Genomic DNA, 17,219 nt, shown 5'->3' with positions numbered 1-17,219 from the left:
CGCGTGAATGGCGCAGGGTTGAGTCGCGCTGTGTTTGCCAGCTGCATTGATTAGGCGTCAGTAGGTTCAATGGTTTTATTGTCAAACAGCTTATGCAGCTCGTTCTCCGGTAACGGTCGGCTGAAGAGATAGCCTTGAATTACTTGGCATTGGAGCTGCTGTAAGATTTCCAGTTGGTCACGATCTTCAATCCCCTCTGCCACTACCGTTAAGCCGAGGTTTTTGGCAATAGTAATAATCGAATCAAGCATTGAGCGGTCGCTCTCTTTGGTTACTACGTTGTCAACAAAGGACTTGTCGATCTTTAAGGTATTGAGTGGCAGCTGACTTAAGTAAGCCAACGATGAGTAACCGGTACCAAAGTCATCCAAAGCGATGGTGACCCCTTTTTGTTGTAGTAGCAGTAACTCAGATTTTGCCTGTAGAGGGAACTCAATCACCGAACTCTCGGTGATTTCAAGTTCGAGATATCGACTCGGAACCTTGGTCTTTGCTAATACTGCTAATACGGTCTCAGTTAATCTTGGCGTATTGAGCTGTTTGGAGGATAGGTTAACGGCAACCCGCCCTTCAAAGTTGCGCTCATCAATGAGGCGTCGCACCGTGTTACAGGCTTCGGTTAATACGAATTCGCCGATTTTAATGATTAAATCACTCTCCTCTGCCAGCGGAATAAATTCTGCTGGAGAGATTAGGCCAATCTCAGGGTGGCGCAGTCTGACTAATGCCTCCATCCCAGTGATGGTGAAGTGGTCCGCAGCAACTTTTGGCTGGTAGTAGACCTCAAACCAATTTTCACTCAACCCTTGGCGCATCACGCTTTCAAGGCGCATGCGGTTTTCGGCCTGTTGGCTCAACTCTTCATCAAATAATTGGTAGCGTTGCCCGCCCTGACGTTTGCCGTGATACATGGCTAAATCGGCTTTGCGTACTAATGCTTCAGTGCTGTCATCGTCGTTAGGATAATGAACAATACCGATGCTTGAGCTCATATAGAACAGTCGATTATCGATATTGTAGGGCTCTACAAAGGTTGCCAAGATCAGCTTGGCATAACGCTTACTGGTAAGCTCATCAACCTGGTCATGGTAGACCACAGCAAACTCGTCTCCGCCAAGGCGGAATACGATAGCTTGCTCAGGTAAAGCTGCGCGAATACGCGTGGTTAAGTCGCATAAGAGTTGATCGCCGGCACTGTGGCCAAGCGAGTCATTTACTCGCTTAAAGTTGTCGAGATCAAACAACAACAGCGCGAATGGCGTTGAGCTATCAATCAGTTTGTCGATGTAGCTATGGCAATAGCTGCGATTAAAGAGTTTGGTTAACCCATCGTGGTTGGCTAACTCGGTTAATCTGGCCTCAGCTTGTTTACGTAGGGTAATATCGGAAAAGAGGCCGACGTAAAAATAGCGCTGACGTGCAATATCGAATAATCGGTCAATGGAGAATTCGACCGCGAGGCGTTTACCGTCCGCTCGGATCAAACTGAACTCATCGCGCCAGTTGTCGTTAGTGGCTAAGGCCTTTTTGCCCTGCTCGAGGTAACTTGACGGTTTTCCATTAGCCTTTAGAGGTTGTCCGATAAAGTCTTCGCGTTTGTAACCAGACAGACGTAAGCAACTATCATTCACTTCGATATATTCGAAATTGCTGTCCAAGATAAACATCCCTTCGGATATGTTGGTTAACGCTTTCTCGAACAACGACAACCTAGCTTCGTCTTGTTTCTCTTGGGATATGTCTCGCATGGTGCCGGTCATACGGATTGGTTTACCGCTCTTGTCCCGTTCAACAACCTTGGCGCGGTCGAGAATCCATGCCCAATTATTAGCGCCACTTTTAATACGGTAGGTAGACTCAAAGTGCTCGGTTTCGTCACCAAGGTGTGCCTTTAAGGTGTCATCGACTCGAGATTGATCCGTTGGGTGGATCTCACGTCCGCCGGCGACAAAGCCGGCTGGTGACATCGAAGCAGTAAACTGTTGCGAGGCGTTAGAGCGATAGATCAGATCTTTTTCTATATCCCAATCCCACATTTCGTCGCCACTGCCCCACAATGACAGTTTGAGTCGTTCTTCGCTTTTTTGGATTTCAAGTCGATTACTGCGTCGACGATATAAGCCAAGCAGTAAATAGCCGATTAATGTCAGCGTTAGCAGCGCGTATATTATTTTGGCTACCGGGGTGAGCCACCATGGTGAGTGGACATGAATCGTCAGTTGCCCAATCTCAGACTCAAGGTTACTGCGCTTTAAAATCGCTTTGTATTCAAACTGATAATCACCCGCAGGAATATGTGCAAACGACGCCAGATTATAGGAATCGGTATCCAGCCATTGCTCATCAAGCCCGACCAGGCGGTATTGCAAACTTAGTTCATCGAGATTGTGATACTCCAACTGAGATAGTCTAAACGATAGCGGCATCTGGGTATGGTCCAGCTCAATCTTGTCGGCGACGGCAATGGCCTGTTCGATAATATTACTGGTGCTCGCGTGAACATTTTGGTCAATCACTTGGAGTTGGGAGACGATCGGTTTGGCAAGGTAATGCCGTTGACTCATTTTGGCTACATTGAGGTGGTTTATTCCCTCAATACCACTGAATAAGATCTGATTGCCATAAGTGGCAAATACCAACGGAAAGTACTTAGTTTGGGCACCGTTACTGGTATTGAAATGATGCGTCACCAGCTCGCGCTTTTTGTTAAAGACAAAAACACCGTTGAGGGCTGCAGCATAGATATTATTATCGTCTTGAACGGCGCTGAATACCGTGTGGTTATCACCAACAACTTGAGGAGCGGGGTCAGCACCGGGGGCAAGGTTATACAGGTAGGCTCCGGTTAAAGTGCCGATAAACAGGGTTGAGTCATACCGGCCGACCGCAACGACTTGCTCACCTTCATTACGAAGGGTTTGATAGCGTAACGTGCCATTCAATAACTTGTATTCGTACATGCCAGATTGGGTGGCGAAATAGAGGGTATCCTCGTAGCGGTTAATGGCCAATATCGGTACGTCTATCGACTTATCGAGCGATAATTGACTTATTTCCCCGTGTCGCAGTTGATAAACACGGCCAGTGAAAGTACCAAAGACTAACTGCTGGCCACAGCCATTAATACTGGTTACGACACCGCTGTTGAAAAGCTTATTACGGTAACCGTTACTCATATCGATGGCCGTGAGACCGGTTTTGCCACCGACGTACAATATGTTTGAGTTGGGTACGCCGCATAACGCTTTTTTACCAGCAAAACCGAGATCGAATTGACCATCCAGTTGAAACTGTTCATCGAGGGAGAACAGATATTGCGAATTGGTACTCACCCATAGCTTGTCGTTAACTGTGGTGATGCCCGAAATCGACTGAAGCCGTTTATCCGTCGGTACCATCAATGAGAACTCCGGCTTAGCGGTGTAAGTTTTGCTTAAACCAACCCCCTTGGCGACATGCCAAGCGTTACCACCATGGTCGACGTGGATCACATCGGAGCCGCTGGCGTAGAAGCGCTGTAAGCGATGATCCGCAGCTGACAGCTTGTATAGGCCAGAGTTGGAGGAGAATATCGCCCCATCTTGAGAGAATTTTACGTTGCGGATGCCGCGCACTGTGTGCAGTAGGTTTCCGTCACCGTCTTCGATGTGATTTTTATAGAAGCCAACACTGCCGTCTGGTGCCAAGCCCTGCAGTTGCGAATCCATCGCTTCGGTTTTTTCTGGCTCTAGGGTAAGTAGGTTAACTTGATAATGCGTACCGTTGGCTGTTTCAACATAGATAGATTGATTGGTGTGTGGGAGCAACGTTTGCAGCTTGTGCTCATTTACGGCTACGGCTTGGATCTGCTCAGCGTTGATAAATAGCAAGCGGTTGTCATCGATGACCACAATACCGTTGCTTGTTGGCAGGGCTTTGGTTATTTGGGCGGAACGGACGTGGTCCAAGCTTATCTTGTTGAAATAGTCGAACTGACTGTCGTAGTAATAGATACCGTTATCCGTCAGCGCCCACATGGTGCCATCAGTTGACGATAGTACTTCCCAGATCTTGTCGGAATTTAACCCGTGTTGATTGGCATGTGACGAGGGATAGGCGCTGAAGTACTGGCCATCAAAGCGGCTCAGGCCGTGGTTGGTACCAACCCAGATAAACCCTAACGGCCCTTGAGTCATGCTGGTGATGTTGTTGTTGGTTAGTCCTTGCTCAAAACCATAATATTGAGTTCGAAACTCTTGTTGAAACGATGCGGTTTGAGCAAGCGCACTTGAACAGAGGAATAACCAGACTACAACACCCCATATTTTCATTCTGATTATTCCCGCGGGTTAAAAAATTGTTGCTGATGCTAGCAGGGATTTTGAACGCCGGTTATGAACTAACCGGCGATTTGTGAACTGTCGCATAATTTTATTCGATTAGAATTCAAGTAGTTTGGCTTGATGCTTAAAGCCAGCCAAATCAGTAATTTGCTGCGCTCCTTTGAGTGGCGTCATATCACTATGGGAGCTACCGCTAGTATGCAGTACTAATCGATTGGGATCGCGGCTGCGCATGCGTTCCATCATAAAGCGGATAAGTTCAGCTCGGTCTATGTTGGATAATAACGCCGCCACTTTTTGGCGCTGACTGAAGCTGAAATCTTTGCCGCCGATCGACACCCAAGCCCGTTGAGCTTTGGCTTTTAGATTGCTGTCTTGCTCAGAGATCTGATTGGCTAACGCGCTTTTGGTCTCTTCCCATTGTTTGTTGGAGATCTGCATCAAGGCATAGCCAAAGTCGCTGATAAATTGATCGATCGCTTCGAGTAGCTGCAGTGGGCCAGCAACCGGGCTTTGAATATAAAAGATAATCCCTGGGCAGCGGTTCATCGGCACATAGCTGGTACCAACCATATAACCGAGCTGTTGCTTGGTGCGCAGCTCGTGGAAAAAGTCGCTGGAGATGGCGTGATTGAGCAAGCAAAACAGCGCCATCTTTTTCAAATCATTACTGCGGGATTGGTAGTAAACCAAAATGGCACTGTCTTGGTGAAAACTTTCAATCTCACGGAATACTGTGCCTTTGTCGTCGATGCTGATCAGCTGCCGTGGCACTTCAGATCCTGGCTGGCCAATCTCTTTGAGGAGCAGTTGCAGGCGCTCAGCTTGGCCTTCAGCTTCTACTCGAGTCCAATCGCCATACACCATACTTTCAACCCGTAGGTTGCTGTATACCTCATCGAGATGTTGATGCAACTCGTCAAGGGTAACGGTTTCTAGCTCGTCAGCCATATCCAACGGACTGTAACTGCGTTGCTGCAAGGTTGTGGTAAGGGCGCTGAACAAACGTGAGATAGGGCGAGCATTGCGGCTGCCGTTCCAACTACGTAGTACTTGTTGTTTGATGTCGTCAAAGCGGGTTTGGGGGAAGTTGCGCTGTCGTGCTTGCTGTAATAGCACAGCCAATAGCCGTTCTTGTCCACCGGTAAAGCCACTCAGGTGCAGCGTTAAGCCACCTTGGTGTGGATAAATATTATAGCTAAGGCCAGCCACTTCAGCGGCGTAGGTGATTTCGGTTAACGAATCGGTAAGCAAGTTAATGTAAAGGCGAGTGATTGCCGCCGCCCGGCAGGTCTTATGACAGTTATCGCTGTCTAGGGCTACGAATAGATGCGCTTTAGGGACGTTGAATTCATCGTCCTTTTTGTGCCAGAACACCAGCTGATCATTGCGATAGATTACCTCGGGGCTAGGCTTGTTGCCCTCTGATGGGCGTGGGTCGAGCAGATCGCTGATGTATTCGTTCGGCTCCGGCAATGACAAGCGCGAATCGAGCTCGAGTTCGAACCAACGGGCTTTGCGTTCTGCGCTAATGGGGCTGATGGCGTACGGGGTGTCGTACCATTTTGCTTGTTGATCGGTCTTGATGTCCGGCGCAACAACGCTAAGGCGTATATTATCGATGGTGAATTGCGCTAGCACCTGACGAACAATGCCTTCTTCTAAACCGTCCATACGGTAATCGCCGTAGAGGATATCTTCGACATCATAGTGATGCATATTGACCGCCAGATGACAGGCGATATCAACCGGCTTGGCTTGTTCTTGGTAACGGAAGGCGCGTTCCAGCAGAAGTTGGCGTTCTTGGTAACGCCATTGGTCGAAGCCGCTATCGGCAACCAATTTAATAAACTGGAAGGTAACCGCAATGATGTGATCGATGCTGGTTAACCCAAGCTCCGTCAGCTGGAAACTGATGTTGTAATCTTTGAAGTTGTAGCCGTTGATGCCACCACCGGCAGAGAGTTGAACGATGTAGCCGTCTTGGCGCAGCACCGACATTAAGCTGCCTTCGCCTTCGTGCCCTAATAAGTACGATAGATAGGTCAGTGGCTTGTGACGATACCAATCGTCGAGCGATCCTAACGGGAAGGTGATAGTGAGCTGGCGTGCCTTTTTAATTGGCATAATCGAGATTTCGATACCCAGTTCATTGTCGCTATAAAGGGGTAAGTCAGGTAGCTGCTTGTCACCATTGTGATTATTGATCTGACTAAACTGCTCATGCACCAGCTGCTCTAGTGGATCTAAAGGCTCAGCTTGAACCAATACCAGTGTCATTAGGTTGGCGGAGTAATGGCTTTGGTGGAAGTCGATCAGTGCGTCCCGTACCGGCTGGCCATCACGATCATCAAGGGTCTGTTGGTTACCAACGGAGAACTTTGAAAACGGATGCAACGGGTTGACCGTTTCTTTATGGACTTGATAGAAGCGGCGAGTATCATCCTGCAACTTCATCTTAAATTCAGAGTCGACCGATTGACGCTCTTTATCGACAAGGTGCTCATCGAATAGCGGCGCGGTAAAGAACTGGCAGAAACGGTCGAGCGCTTCATGGTAAGCATCCGGCTTAACATCGAAGTAGTAGCTGGTGAACTCTGGGCCGGTCCACGCGTTGTGACTGCCGCCATTTTGGCTAATAAACTGCTGGTATTCGCCGGCAACCGGATATTTGTCGGTACCGAGAAATAGCATGTGCTCTAAAAAGTGTGCCATGCCTTCGCGATCGCAAGGATCATCGAATTGACCTACTTTCACCGTCATGGCGCCAGCAGATTTGCTGGCGGACGGGTCTCGAACTAGCAACACCGTTAATTGGTTGCTGAGGACGAGATGGCGATATTCCCGCGGGTCATTGGGGCTGATTTTCAGAGTTTGTGGCATGCAGTTCCCCATAAAAATTTTTGTATTACAGAAGCCTAGTGTGCGCTGACAAGCGTACAAGAGCAATCGCTAGGAGGGCGATCAGACCTTGGTCGGGTCGATTGTGGTTATCGCTTTAGGTACAAATGTTTCACTTTGACGTAAATAAACGCCAGTTATCTCAAAATAGACATGGAACGGCTGACATCTATTTCAAGTTAACATAGGTTTAAAGCGATTTTATTCAGGTGCATAGGTAGCGAAAATGGTACGCAACACCTTGCCACCTCAGGCAACAGTTAATAAGAGTATAAATGAACATCTATTTAATGCGTCATGGTGAGGCTGGTTTTGACGCGCCGTCGGATCAGCTGCGGCAACTGACGTCGCTAGGCAAGAGCCAAAGCTTAGAGGTTGCCCAGCAGTTTTTAGTGGCGATGCAGCATATGGATTTGGTTTTGGTGAGTCCTTACCTACGAGCTCAACAGACCTGGCAGATGATTGAATCGCTGTGCCAAGCACAACCACAGGTGCAGGTGTTGGATGAATTGGTGCCAGAGGCCGATCCAGCGATTACCCGTGATGTTGTGGTTGCGACTGCAGCAGTAGCTAAGGCGAATAACGTACTGGTTATCGCTCACATGCCGCTATTAGGCTATCTGCTCGCTGAATTGGTGCCAGGGCAGGAACCCTGTTTGTTTGCGACCTCAGGGATTGCTGAGATCGCGATGTTAGAGAAACCGCAACTGGAACGTCGCGCATCACCGCAGATGCATTTCTGAATCGGGGATCTCAACCAAGATAAGCAAGGCACCATTGCCTCCCCATTCTAGTGGGGCTTGGTGAAAGGCTAAAACATCAGGGTGCTGGCATAGCCATGCTGGCACCTTTTGTTTTAATACGCCGGTACCTATACCTGTCATTACGCTTGCGCAGGGCACATGTTGTTGTTTACAGGCGTTAATCAATGCAATCAGTTCATGTCGTGCTTCCGCCAAGGTATAGCCGTGCAAATCTAGCAGTAATTCGGGGCTGTACTCACCACGGCGTAATTTCTTCAACTCAAAGGTATCGATATCATCGCGAGTCCAACGCATGGGCCCATCGCTCGGAAATACAGGGTGGTAGCTATCTGAGAAGTAATGATCAGCCAGCTTTCGTTCCTGTTTAGCTCGGGTTTTCTTCGGCGTTGGTATTACCTTCTGATGGGTTACCTTATCGTTTCCCATCGGTTTTACATCGCCCATGCTTTGGCGGAACAGGTCAAAATCGTCTTGGTGGTCGTCAATCGGTTTGGTCATGGGCGTGATAGCGCTAATTAAGTGATAAAGAAAGCAGCAGCCATTTTACTGGGAAGTGACAATAATAGGAACGGTCACGGCGATTGGGTACAATGGCGAAGATTACATTTTAAGGGATCTCCTACGTGGAAAAAATCTTTATCGATGAAGCCGTCAATGAGCTTCATACCATTGATGATATGTTGCGCTGGTGCGTGAGCCGATTTAATGCTGCTGGCCTTTACTACGGTCATGGCACAGATAACCCTTGGGATGAAGCCATTGGCTTAGTAATGCACACCCTACACCTACCGATTGAACTGGGTGCTCAGGTGCGCAATGCGCGCTTAACCAGCACTGAAAAGCATCGCATTGTTGAACTGGCGATCCGTCGTGTACGTGAGCGTGTGCCGGTGCCTTACCTAACTAATACTGCTTACTTTGCTGGTTACGAGTTCTTTGTTGATGAGCGCGTACTGGTGCCGCGCAGCCCGTTTGCGGAGCTGATCGAAAACGAATTTAACCCGTGGATCTACAACAAGAGCATCAACAACGTATTGGATCTGTGTACTGGCTCTGCCTGTATCGCCATTGCTTGTGCGCATACCTTTGAAGACGCTCAGGTTGACGCGGTTGATATTAGCCCAGAAGCGCTGGAAGTGGCACAGGTCAACATTGAGCAACATGGTTTGCTCGAGCGTGTTTACCCAATTCAGTCTGATGGCTTTGGCGTACTGACTGGGCAGAAATACGATTTGATCGTTTCTAACCCACCATACGTTGATTCTGATGACATGGCGGATCTGCCGGAAGAGTTCCACCACGAGCCCGAACTTGGCTTAGCCTCTGGTAATGATGGTCTGGATCTAACCCGCCACATCTTGGCTAACGCGGCCGATCACCTAACCGATGACGGAGTGTTGTTTGTTGAGGTGGGTAACTCGATGCCGGCACTGTCTGAGCAGTTCCCGCAAGTACCATTTACTTGGTTAGAGTTTGAGATGGGTGGTCACGGCGTCTTTACCCTGACGCGCGAGCAATTGGTTGCTGCGGCAGAGCACTTCGCCCCATTTAAATAATTGATTTAGGAGCTGTACCCGCCATGGCTGGCAATAGTATTGGAACCTTATTTCGAGTCACCAGTTTTGGTGAAAGTCATGGCATCGCTATCGGTGCCATCGTTGATGGCTGTCCTCCGGGGCTAGAGTTAAGCGAAGCGGATCTGCAGGGCGATTTAGATCGCCGTCGTCCCGGTACGTCTCGCTTTACCACCGCACGACGCGAAGCGGATGAGGTTAAGATCCTCTCGGGCGTATTCAACGGCAAAACCACCGGAACTTCGATTGGTTTGCTGATTGAGAATACCGATCAGCGCAGTCGCGATTATTCCGACATCGCTGAGGTGTTTCGCCCAGGCCACGCTGATTACAGCTACCACCACAAATATGGCAATCGCGATTATCGTGGTGGTGGCCGCAGTTCGGCCCGGGAAACCGCCATGCGGGTGGCTGCCGGTGCCATTGCTAAAAAGTATCTGCATGCCAAGTTTGGAGTCGAGGTACGAGCCTGCGTTGATCAACTAGGCCCTATCTGCGCTGAGCAGATCCAATGGGACCAAGTAAATCAAAATCCGTTCTTCTTCGCCGATAGCGATAAGCTTGATCAACTCGATCAGTACATGCGCGATCTGAAGAAAGAGGGCGATTCTGTTGGAGCCAAGGTGTTTGTTGAAGCTACCAATGTGCCAGTAGGATTGGGTGAGCCGGTGTTTGACCGCTTAGATGCAGATTTGGCACATGCGTTGATGGGCATCAATGCAGCGAAGGCTGTTGCCATTGGTGACGGCTTTGATTGTGTCGCTCAAAAGGGGTCAGTTCATCGTGATGAGATGCACCCTAATGGCTTTGCAAGTAACCACGCTGGTGGAGTTCTTGGTGGCATCAGCTCTGGTCAGCCGATCACTGCCTCGGTGGCGTTCAAACCGACTAGCTCAATTACCGTACCCGGCAAGAGCATCAACACCAGTGGTGAGTCGATTGAGATGATTACCAAAGGGCGCCATGACCCCTGTGTTGGTATTCGTGCGGTGCCGATTGTGGAAGCGATGGTAGCTATCGTCCTGCTGGATCACCTGCTGCGTCATCGTGGCCAGAACCATGATGTTGTGGTGGCGACACCAGAACTTTCGATGCAGCCTTAATTTGGCGGAAGTATGAGCCAACTTTTATCAGGCCGTCAGGGCAAAGCCTTGGCGGCCTGTTATTTTTTCTACTTTGCCATTAATGGCTTGTTACTCCCTTATCTCGGTACCTATTTTAGTGACTTGGGCTTCGACTCTTTTGCCATTGGGCAGTTGATGTCGGTGCTGTTTGTGACACGTATGGTTGCGCCCAACCTGTGGGCCTACCTAGCGGATAAACTGGGTCATCGTGCTCGCTTTATTAAGATGGGCGCGTTCCTCGCGGCACTGATCTTCTCGGCGACCATCGGTACCACTGCGTTTTTCTATTTAGCGTTAATCTTGTTTGGTTACACCTTCTTCTGGAATGGCGTGTTACCGCAGTTGGAAGTGGTTACTCTCACCAGTTTGGGTAACCAAAGCCATCGTTACGGTACGCTGCGTAGCTTTGGTAGCATTGGTTATATCGTGGTAGTGCTCTGCGCCGGTGCTTGGTTTGAGTATCACGGTAGTAGCAGTTTTGCGTATATCGGCTTGGCGCTGTTTATCGGCTTAGCCTGCTCGAGCCTGTGGGTGAGCGAACCCCAAGTCGCCGTTTCGAGTAAAGCCAGTAGTGCTGCATTTATGACGGTATTGATGAGCCCAGCAATGATATTGTTTCTGCTCGCCAGCATTCTGTTGCAGGCCAGTCACGGCCCCTTTTATACCTTCTTTGTGTTGCACATGAGCCAATTGGGTGTCGGTGAGGGTATGGCTGGTGTAATGGTCGCTGGCGGTGTGTTTGCTGAGATTGGCATCTTTGCTATAGCGCCGCGACTATTAGCTCGATTTAGTCTCGCTAACCTGTTGCTGTTTACCGCTGCTATCACTGCGCTGCGTTGGGGTCTAACCGGAGTAATGGAAGCCAATCAGGTTGGGCAACTTCTGGTACAAGGACTGCACGGTATCAGTTTTGGCTTGGGGCATGCGTGCGCAATCCAGTATATCCATCGTAGCTTCCCCGTTGCCGATCAAGGCAAAGCGCAGGCACTCTATGCCAGCGTGGCCTTTGGTTTGGGCGGAGCGATGGGGGCGTGGTGCGGCGGCTTGGGTTGGCAAGATGGTGCCGGTGCTAGCGCAACCTGGTTTGGCGCAGCAACTGCAGCGTTGTTGGCACTGCTGATATTACTGCTGTTTCGCCACTGCCAATCGAAGCCTGCAGGCTGATTTAAACGGCTAGGTAATAAGGAATCTACTCCGTCGATGTTTAAACTTGGTTTGATAATTAATCCATTAGCGGGCTTAGGGGGCGCGGTCGCGCTCAAAGGGTCGGATGGGGTTGCCCAGCAAGCACTGGCACTTGGTGCTGAACCAAAGGCTGAGCTCCGCATGGTGCAGGCGTTGCAACTGCTGCAACCACTGGCCGACAGGCTTACGTTGTATTGTGCCGGTGGCAAAATGGGCGAAAGCGTAGCGCGTAGGTTGGGCTTCAAGGTTGAGGTAGTGCATCGGCCAGCCAACATTACTGATGCCAACGATAGCTTTCATACCGCTGCGGCGTTGCATCAATTGGGGGTTGATCTGATCCTGTTTGCTGGTGGCGACGGTACTGCTCGTGACATATTCAGTGCCGTTGGCAGCCAACAGGCGGTACTGGGGGTGCCTGCTGGTGTCAAAATCCATTCCGGCGTATATGCGATTACCCCTAAGGCTGCGGGACTGGTGGCAGTGCAGATGGTTCAAGGCGAGTTGGTTAGCGTCACCGATGCCGAGGTGCGTGACATCGACGAAAATGCTTTTCGCCAAGGGCAGGTAAAAGCCCGCTACTTTGGCGAGATGATGGTGCCGGAAGCGTTACGATTTATGCAGGCGGTAAAGCAGGGCGGACGTGAATCGGAACAATTAGTATTGGACGATATCGCTGCTGAAGTGATTGAGCAGATGGAAGATGAGTTTCAATATATTGTCGGATCTGGCTCAACCGTGGCGGCGGTAATGGCACAACTAGGGCTCGATAACACCTTGCTTGGAGTTGATCTGGTACAAGCAGGAGAGTTAGTTGGCACTGACTTAACCGCGCAGCAGCTGCTGCAAGCGGTAGCCAATAAGCCCACCAAACTGGTTATCACTCTTATTGGTGGTCAAGGCCATCTGTTTGGTCGAGGTAATCAACAATTATGTCCGGCATTAATTAAAGCTGTAGGGCGAGAAAACATCATTGTGCTCGCCACCAAAACCAAATTAACCGCCTTAGGCGGACGTGCTTTGTTAGCGGATACCGGCGATACACAGTTAAATGCTGAACTGGCTGGGCACTATCGAATTGTTACTGGCTATCGAGATGCGGTACTTTATCCGTTAGCCAATCCAGAAGAATCCTGAGGAATATGATGTTAGAGCGCTGGGATAAAATTTGTCAGAATTGGGTTAATCATCAATTAGAGCACGGCAGTGATGATGAGGTGTTTTCCAGTGGTTATCTGCAAGGCCATTTTGCCGTGGTGTTGTCGCATCTAGAGCAACAACCTCAGCTCGATTTCCCACTGTTACAAGCACAGATGGCGCAGAATCTTGAGCAAGCGAAAAGTGAATTAGCACCAGAAGATATGGCGCTGGTTAGTAACGCATGGCAACAATTGTGTGAGCAACTGCAGCCAACAACTTGATGCTGTTTAACCGCTTGTAGCAAAACCTCCGGCGCTGCCGGAGGTCATTCAATTGAAGCAAATCATTGTTTAACCAAATTATCACTTTGACCTAGCTGCTTCAGACGTTGCGGCGCAGGGTTTATCGGCGACGGAAGAGTGTTGCAGCAGCCAATAACAACAATATCCAGCGACTAAGGCTACCGCTGCTACTGCCTCCGCTACTGTCTTCGGGTGCCGCTTGTAGGTTCAAGGTGGCAACCGCGGGCTCACTTGCCAGGCCGTTGCTGCCGGTGACCACCAGTTCGATGTGAGCGGTAGTATCGCTAGACTGAGCAGGAACGGTGACGTTAACGGTTGCCATATCAACTCCGGTAAAAGCAAGCGTTGGGCCACTCAACTGCGTCCATTGATAAGTCAGACTGTCGCCAATACTGGCGGCACCGCTCAAGCTTATCGTCGCCGGGCTCCCAACCGTTATTGCGACCTCATTAAGACCATTGATCATTGCCGTTGCTGGCACCAATACCTGTACTGGCTCAGTTTCCATGCGCTGGCCAGCGCCTCCGTCAACGCTGTAATCAAACCCAAGGGATAGTTCGGTATCGTTACTGATGCCGCTGCTGTCGAGGTGCAAGCTCAGCTCACTTGCGCTGGCATGAGCCGCTTGAGTGATGATCCAGCTAACCATATTGCCATTGACCTGAGCGTCCGCAGCATTGGAAACTTCTACGCCTTCAGGTAGCTCGGTAGTGATGACCAACTGACGCGCACTGCTACTGGTGTTGGCAGCTACCGTTAAGCTGTAACTGATGATGTCGCCAGCGACTGCCTCAGCAACGCTCACCGCCAGTTCAATGAGGGCATTGGCGCGATGCAACTCAAATTGAACCGTACCGACATTGTCTGGTGTTTCTGGGGCGGTACCCATGGAGAAGGCGCCGTAATAGATATCACCGGCTGCCATTGGTTGATCCCAATTGATGTCGACGCTGAACGCTTCACCCATGCCGACACTGCTGGGCGCCACCACTTCAAAGTTTGCTTGATGATCGGTGAGTACCCCAAAAGCGATAGTGTGACTGTCCAAAGCGTCTACTGCGGTACCAGCGAAGTTATGCACCACCACGAGGTAATTACCCGGAGCAGGATCTTCAACGACACAAGACTCTTGGCTATCGACGCGACCACTGACGCAGATTGAGTTGCTCAGTTCAATAAAAGAGATCTGGCCATTAAGATCGGCATCACGGGCGATGTAGAGATCAAGATCCGGCGCTTGGGCATTGACGATCCAAGCGGTTAACGCACGGGTATTGGCATACACGGTGATGGGCTCAACATGCACGTTAGCGCTGTCATCCACTGGATTACTGACGTCGACATCGCCAGTGGTTACGGCGCTCACTTGGTGAATTTTGTTGAGGCCAAATAGTTCAAATTGTAGGTTGTCAGACCCATTGGTTTGGAAGCCATCAAGGGTATAACTGCCTTGATCAGACTCAGCCAATATTACCGGCCCACGAGAGTCTGGATCTGAAACTGGTACGCTGCCGGCAGAGAACTCAACGACCGCAGTAAGATGCTGGGTTGGAAGGCCATCAGCCATTAGTTGAATACGACCATGGGTGAGCGACGAAGTTAGCTCGTCGTTTGCGGTTGCGGTAATGGTCAGTTGCTGGCTCTGCCCAGCGGCTAGGGAAAAGCTAGACGGGACTACCGTCATATCAAAGCCTGACATATCGTAGCCCATCTGGGTGGTCCAGCTGGCCGCAGCGGCTGCAGTTACGGTTCGAGTCCAGCTGCAACTGTTTACACAAGCCATAGCAACCATCGATGGTAGATTAAGGGCAGTTGGATCACCGCCTTCATCGGGGTTGGCATCAAGGTAATCCTGCTCCGCGATGTCGAGCAACAAGCCTGCTTTAACCGCTTGCGCTATCTGAATACGACCCATCCCCGCATCGTACGGGGTAGATGGGATAAGCACGCCATCGTAATCGTCGTCGGTGAAGGTGTTGGTGGTTGCTGTTGTCATCAGCGCGGATTGCGCTTGCGCAGGGCTCCAGTCGGGGCGCATCGCGTGCAGCAGTGCCAGCGCACCGGCAACGTGCGGGCTCGACATCGAGGTACCGCTCATAAAGGCATATTCAGGCGCGGCGGCAGTGGAGTAGGGGAACTCAGTGGTGTGACCGGCAAAGATATCCACTCCCGGTGCTGCGACATCCGGTGCCAGCAGTTCGGCGTAGGGGGCGTTTGGGCCACGAGAGCTAAAATCACCGGCAACGTCGCCCAGAGCTGGGTCCTTAATCGATGCAGCGGCGCTAATGGTGGCTTGGTGACCACTGCCAGAGCGGAGCCAATCGAGCAGTTTCTGTCCATCGCTGATGTTCAGCTGAATGGCTGGGAGGCTGTACAGATCGGCCACTAAGTTGTTGGCGTCTTCGCTGACATTCACCAACACCAAACCGCCGGCACCGCCAGCAAGTACGTTGGCGCCTTTCTCGAGCCGGCCGATATCACCGCGGCGACAAACCACGATTTCACCACTAAAGGTGCCGGCACTGAATGGATTGAGGCAATCGCCATCGCCATAGTCAGCCGCATCAACAACGCTACCAGTGTAAGCCAGAGTCGCCCCTTTACCGGTCATTGCGGTTGGGGTGCTGTCGCCACCACTAAAGTCGTTAAGTTGCTTGTCGCTGTATGAGCGGTCGTGGGTGTAAGCGGCAACGGTGGTGATCCACGGTGAGTTAGCAGGAGCGCCAATGGTAGTCGCTTCCGGCCCCGCATTACCGGCGGAAGTGGCAACATGAATACCGGCAATACGCGCATTGAGAAACGCCATGGAGTCGCTGGATAACCACGGGTTAGTGGCGTCGCCACCGACCGAATAGTTAATCACGTTAACGCCATTGGCAATGGCATGTTCCAACGCTTCGATAGTCAAGTCGGGGAAACAACCGCTATCTTGGCCATCTATCGCTGGTAAGCAAACTTGGTAGGAGACGATGTTGGCACGGGGAGCAACACCACTCATTTGGGCCATGGAAAATTGAGCTAAGTCGCCATTGATGTTGAACATCGGTAGGTTGCTCAGCGGGTTGCCTGCGACGGTTGAGGCCACATGGGTGCCATGGCCCTGCATGTCCCAGCCGGTTTCGATAATCTCAGCGCGGTCGAAGCCGGGGACAGTTTCGCTTGGGTAGTAGTCACGCAGCTCAGGATAACTAACCACACCAATCAACTTAGCGTTACATAGCCATGGCTGGGGACCACAGTCGCCGAGGTAATTGCCTTCACCAAGCGGGTTGATGTGGCTGTAACCATCGCTGGCTTTTGCAGTAAACGAGGGGTGATCAGCGTCGATACCGGTATCAATAATACCGACAATAACCCCTTCGCCTTTGGTTGGCAGTTCACTGTCGAGACCGTCCCAGATCTGATCGGCACCGATAAAGTCCGGGCCTGAATCAGTATGAAGTTGGTGTATGGTGACCTTATCGACCAAGCTCACCAATGGGTTAGCGGCGAGCTTATCCGCTTCTGCTTGGCTTAAGCGAACTGTAACGGCGTTTAATACGGTGTCATATTGGCGCTCAAACAGGAGTGAACGGCCAAGGTTTTTACTCAATTGTTTCCGTGCATTTTGCCGTTGTTGTTGTAGCTGGCTTAGGTAGCTTTGGCTTGAAGTCGCTTGGATATTAAGGCGACCGTCGTGGGCATACATAGATTGGATGCCTACCTGCCGCAACGACTTGGCCATTTGCGCTAATGGTGCGTTATTAAAATGGACAAAGTACAGATCACTGATGTCGCGTTGTTGTGCTTTGAGCGAGGCAGAAGATAAGCCATGGTTTGCTGGAGCCTGGTATGCTCCTTGGTGAACTGCTGCATTAGCACCAGTTGATGCAATTAATATGATCGCGATAACCGAGAGTTTAAACACTAC

Annotated in this window: 10 protein-coding genes; 6 read left to right on the top strand and 4 right to left on the bottom strand. The window is 50.5% G+C overall.

Annotated elements, in window-relative coordinates; translation table 11 throughout:
* Window positions 1-50: 50 nt before the first annotated feature.
* A complete protein-coding gene (locus HER31_RS10225) occupies window positions 51-4,310 on the bottom strand; it encodes a bifunctional diguanylate cyclase/phosphodiesterase (RefSeq protein ID WP_168660482.1) in 4,260 nt (1,419 codons plus the stop codon).
* A 108-nt stretch (window positions 4,311-4,418) separates the two neighbouring features.
* Window positions 4,419-7,205: an insulinase family protein gene (locus tag HER31_RS10220; RefSeq protein WP_168660481.1), complete on the bottom strand. Its 2,787-nt coding sequence runs from the start codon at window positions 7,203-7,205 to the stop codon at window positions 4,419-4,421.
* A gap of 293 nt (window positions 7,206-7,498) precedes the next feature.
* Between HER31_RS10220 and sixA the strand changes: the two genes are divergently transcribed.
* The gene (gene sixA / locus HER31_RS10215) at window positions 7,499-7,966 is read left to right on the top strand and encodes a phosphohistidine phosphatase SixA (RefSeq protein ID WP_168660480.1); all 468 of its coding nucleotides are present in this window, start codon (window positions 7,499-7,501) and stop codon (window positions 7,964-7,966) included.
* Here the strand turns inward: sixA and smrB are convergent.
* Entirely contained in the window at window positions 7,946-8,485 is a 540-nt protein-coding gene (gene smrB, locus HER31_RS10210) for an endonuclease SmrB (protein WP_168660479.1), read from the bottom strand. The two genes, sixA and smrB, sit on opposite strands and share 21 nt — an antisense overlap.
* Before the next feature lie 125 nt (window positions 8,486-8,610).
* Here smrB and prmB point away from each other — a divergent pair, with 125 nt between their 5' ends.
* Genes prmB through HER31_RS10185 form a run of 5 tightly spaced genes read left to right on the top strand, consistent with a single transcriptional unit; the run spans window position 8,611 to window position 13,288 of the window.
* Entirely contained in the window at window positions 8,611-9,543 is a 933-nt protein-coding gene (gene prmB / locus HER31_RS10205; protein WP_168660478.1) for a 50S ribosomal protein L3 N(5)-glutamine methyltransferase, read from the top strand.
* A 23-nt stretch (window positions 9,544-9,566) separates the two neighbouring features.
* On the top strand, window positions 9,567-10,664 hold the full coding sequence (gene aroC / locus HER31_RS10200) for a chorismate synthase (RefSeq protein ID WP_168660477.1): 1,098 nt from the start codon (window positions 9,567-9,569) through the stop codon (window positions 10,662-10,664).
* A gap of 12 nt (window positions 10,665-10,676) precedes the next feature.
* A complete protein-coding gene (locus HER31_RS10195; RefSeq protein ID WP_168660476.1) occupies window positions 10,677-11,849 on the top strand; it encodes an MFS transporter in 1,173 nt (390 codons plus the stop codon).
* Window positions 11,850-11,885: 36 nt separating this feature from the next.
* Entirely contained in the window at window positions 11,886-13,004 is a 1,119-nt protein-coding gene (locus tag HER31_RS10190) for an ATP-NAD kinase family protein (protein ID WP_168660475.1), read from the top strand.
* A 5-nt stretch (window positions 13,005-13,009) separates the two neighbouring features.
* A complete protein-coding gene (locus HER31_RS10185; RefSeq protein WP_238786804.1) occupies window positions 13,010-13,288 on the top strand; it encodes a YfcL family protein in 279 nt (92 codons plus the stop codon).
* A 121-nt stretch (window positions 13,289-13,409) separates the two neighbouring features.
* On the opposite strand, the gene HER31_RS18900 is transcribed toward HER31_RS10185, so the two are convergent.
* On the bottom strand, window positions 13,410-17,216 hold the full coding sequence (locus tag HER31_RS18900; RefSeq protein WP_168660474.1) for a S8 family serine peptidase: 3,807 nt from the start codon (window positions 17,214-17,216) through the stop codon (window positions 13,410-13,412).
* Between the last annotated feature and the right edge of the window lie 3 nt (window positions 17,217-17,219).

Origin of the sequence: Ferrimonas lipolytica (genome assembly GCF_012295575.1) — a bacterium.
GTDB classification, from domain to species: Bacteria; Pseudomonadota; Gammaproteobacteria; order Enterobacterales; family Shewanellaceae; genus Ferrimonas; species Ferrimonas lipolytica.
The sequence above is the reverse complement of the archived record's forward strand: the minus strand, read 5'-3'. Positions and strand labels throughout refer to the sequence as shown.

What these genes read in the sequence shown, in the direction of transcription:
- aroC (WP_168660477.1), top strand. Translation starts at nt 9,567, where the DNA reads ATGGCTGGCAATAGTATTGGAACCTTATTTCGAGTCACCAGTTTTGGT.
- sixA (WP_168660480.1), top strand. Translation starts at nt 7,499, where the DNA reads ATGAACATCTATTTAATGCGTCATGGTGAGGCTGGTTTTGACGCGCCG.
- HER31_RS10195 (WP_168660476.1), top strand. Translation starts at nt 10,677, where the DNA reads ATGAGCCAACTTTTATCAGGCCGTCAGGGCAAAGCCTTGGCGGCCTGT.
- HER31_RS10185 (WP_238786804.1), top strand. Translation starts at nt 13,010, where the DNA reads ATGATGTTAGAGCGCTGGGATAAAATTTGTCAGAATTGGGTTAATCAT.
- smrB (WP_168660479.1), bottom strand. Translation starts at nt 8,485, where the DNA reads ATGACCAAACCGATTGACGACCACCAAGACGATTTTGACCTGTTCCGC.
- HER31_RS10190 (WP_168660475.1), top strand. Translation starts at nt 11,886, where the DNA reads ATGTTTAAACTTGGTTTGATAATTAATCCATTAGCGGGCTTAGGGGGC.
- HER31_RS10220 (WP_168660481.1), bottom strand. Translation starts at nt 7,205, where the DNA reads ATGCCACAAACTCTGAAAATCAGCCCCAATGACCCGCGGGAATATCGC.
- HER31_RS10225 (WP_168660482.1), bottom strand. Translation starts at nt 4,310, where the DNA reads ATGAAAATATGGGGTGTTGTAGTCTGGTTATTCCTCTGTTCAAGTGCG.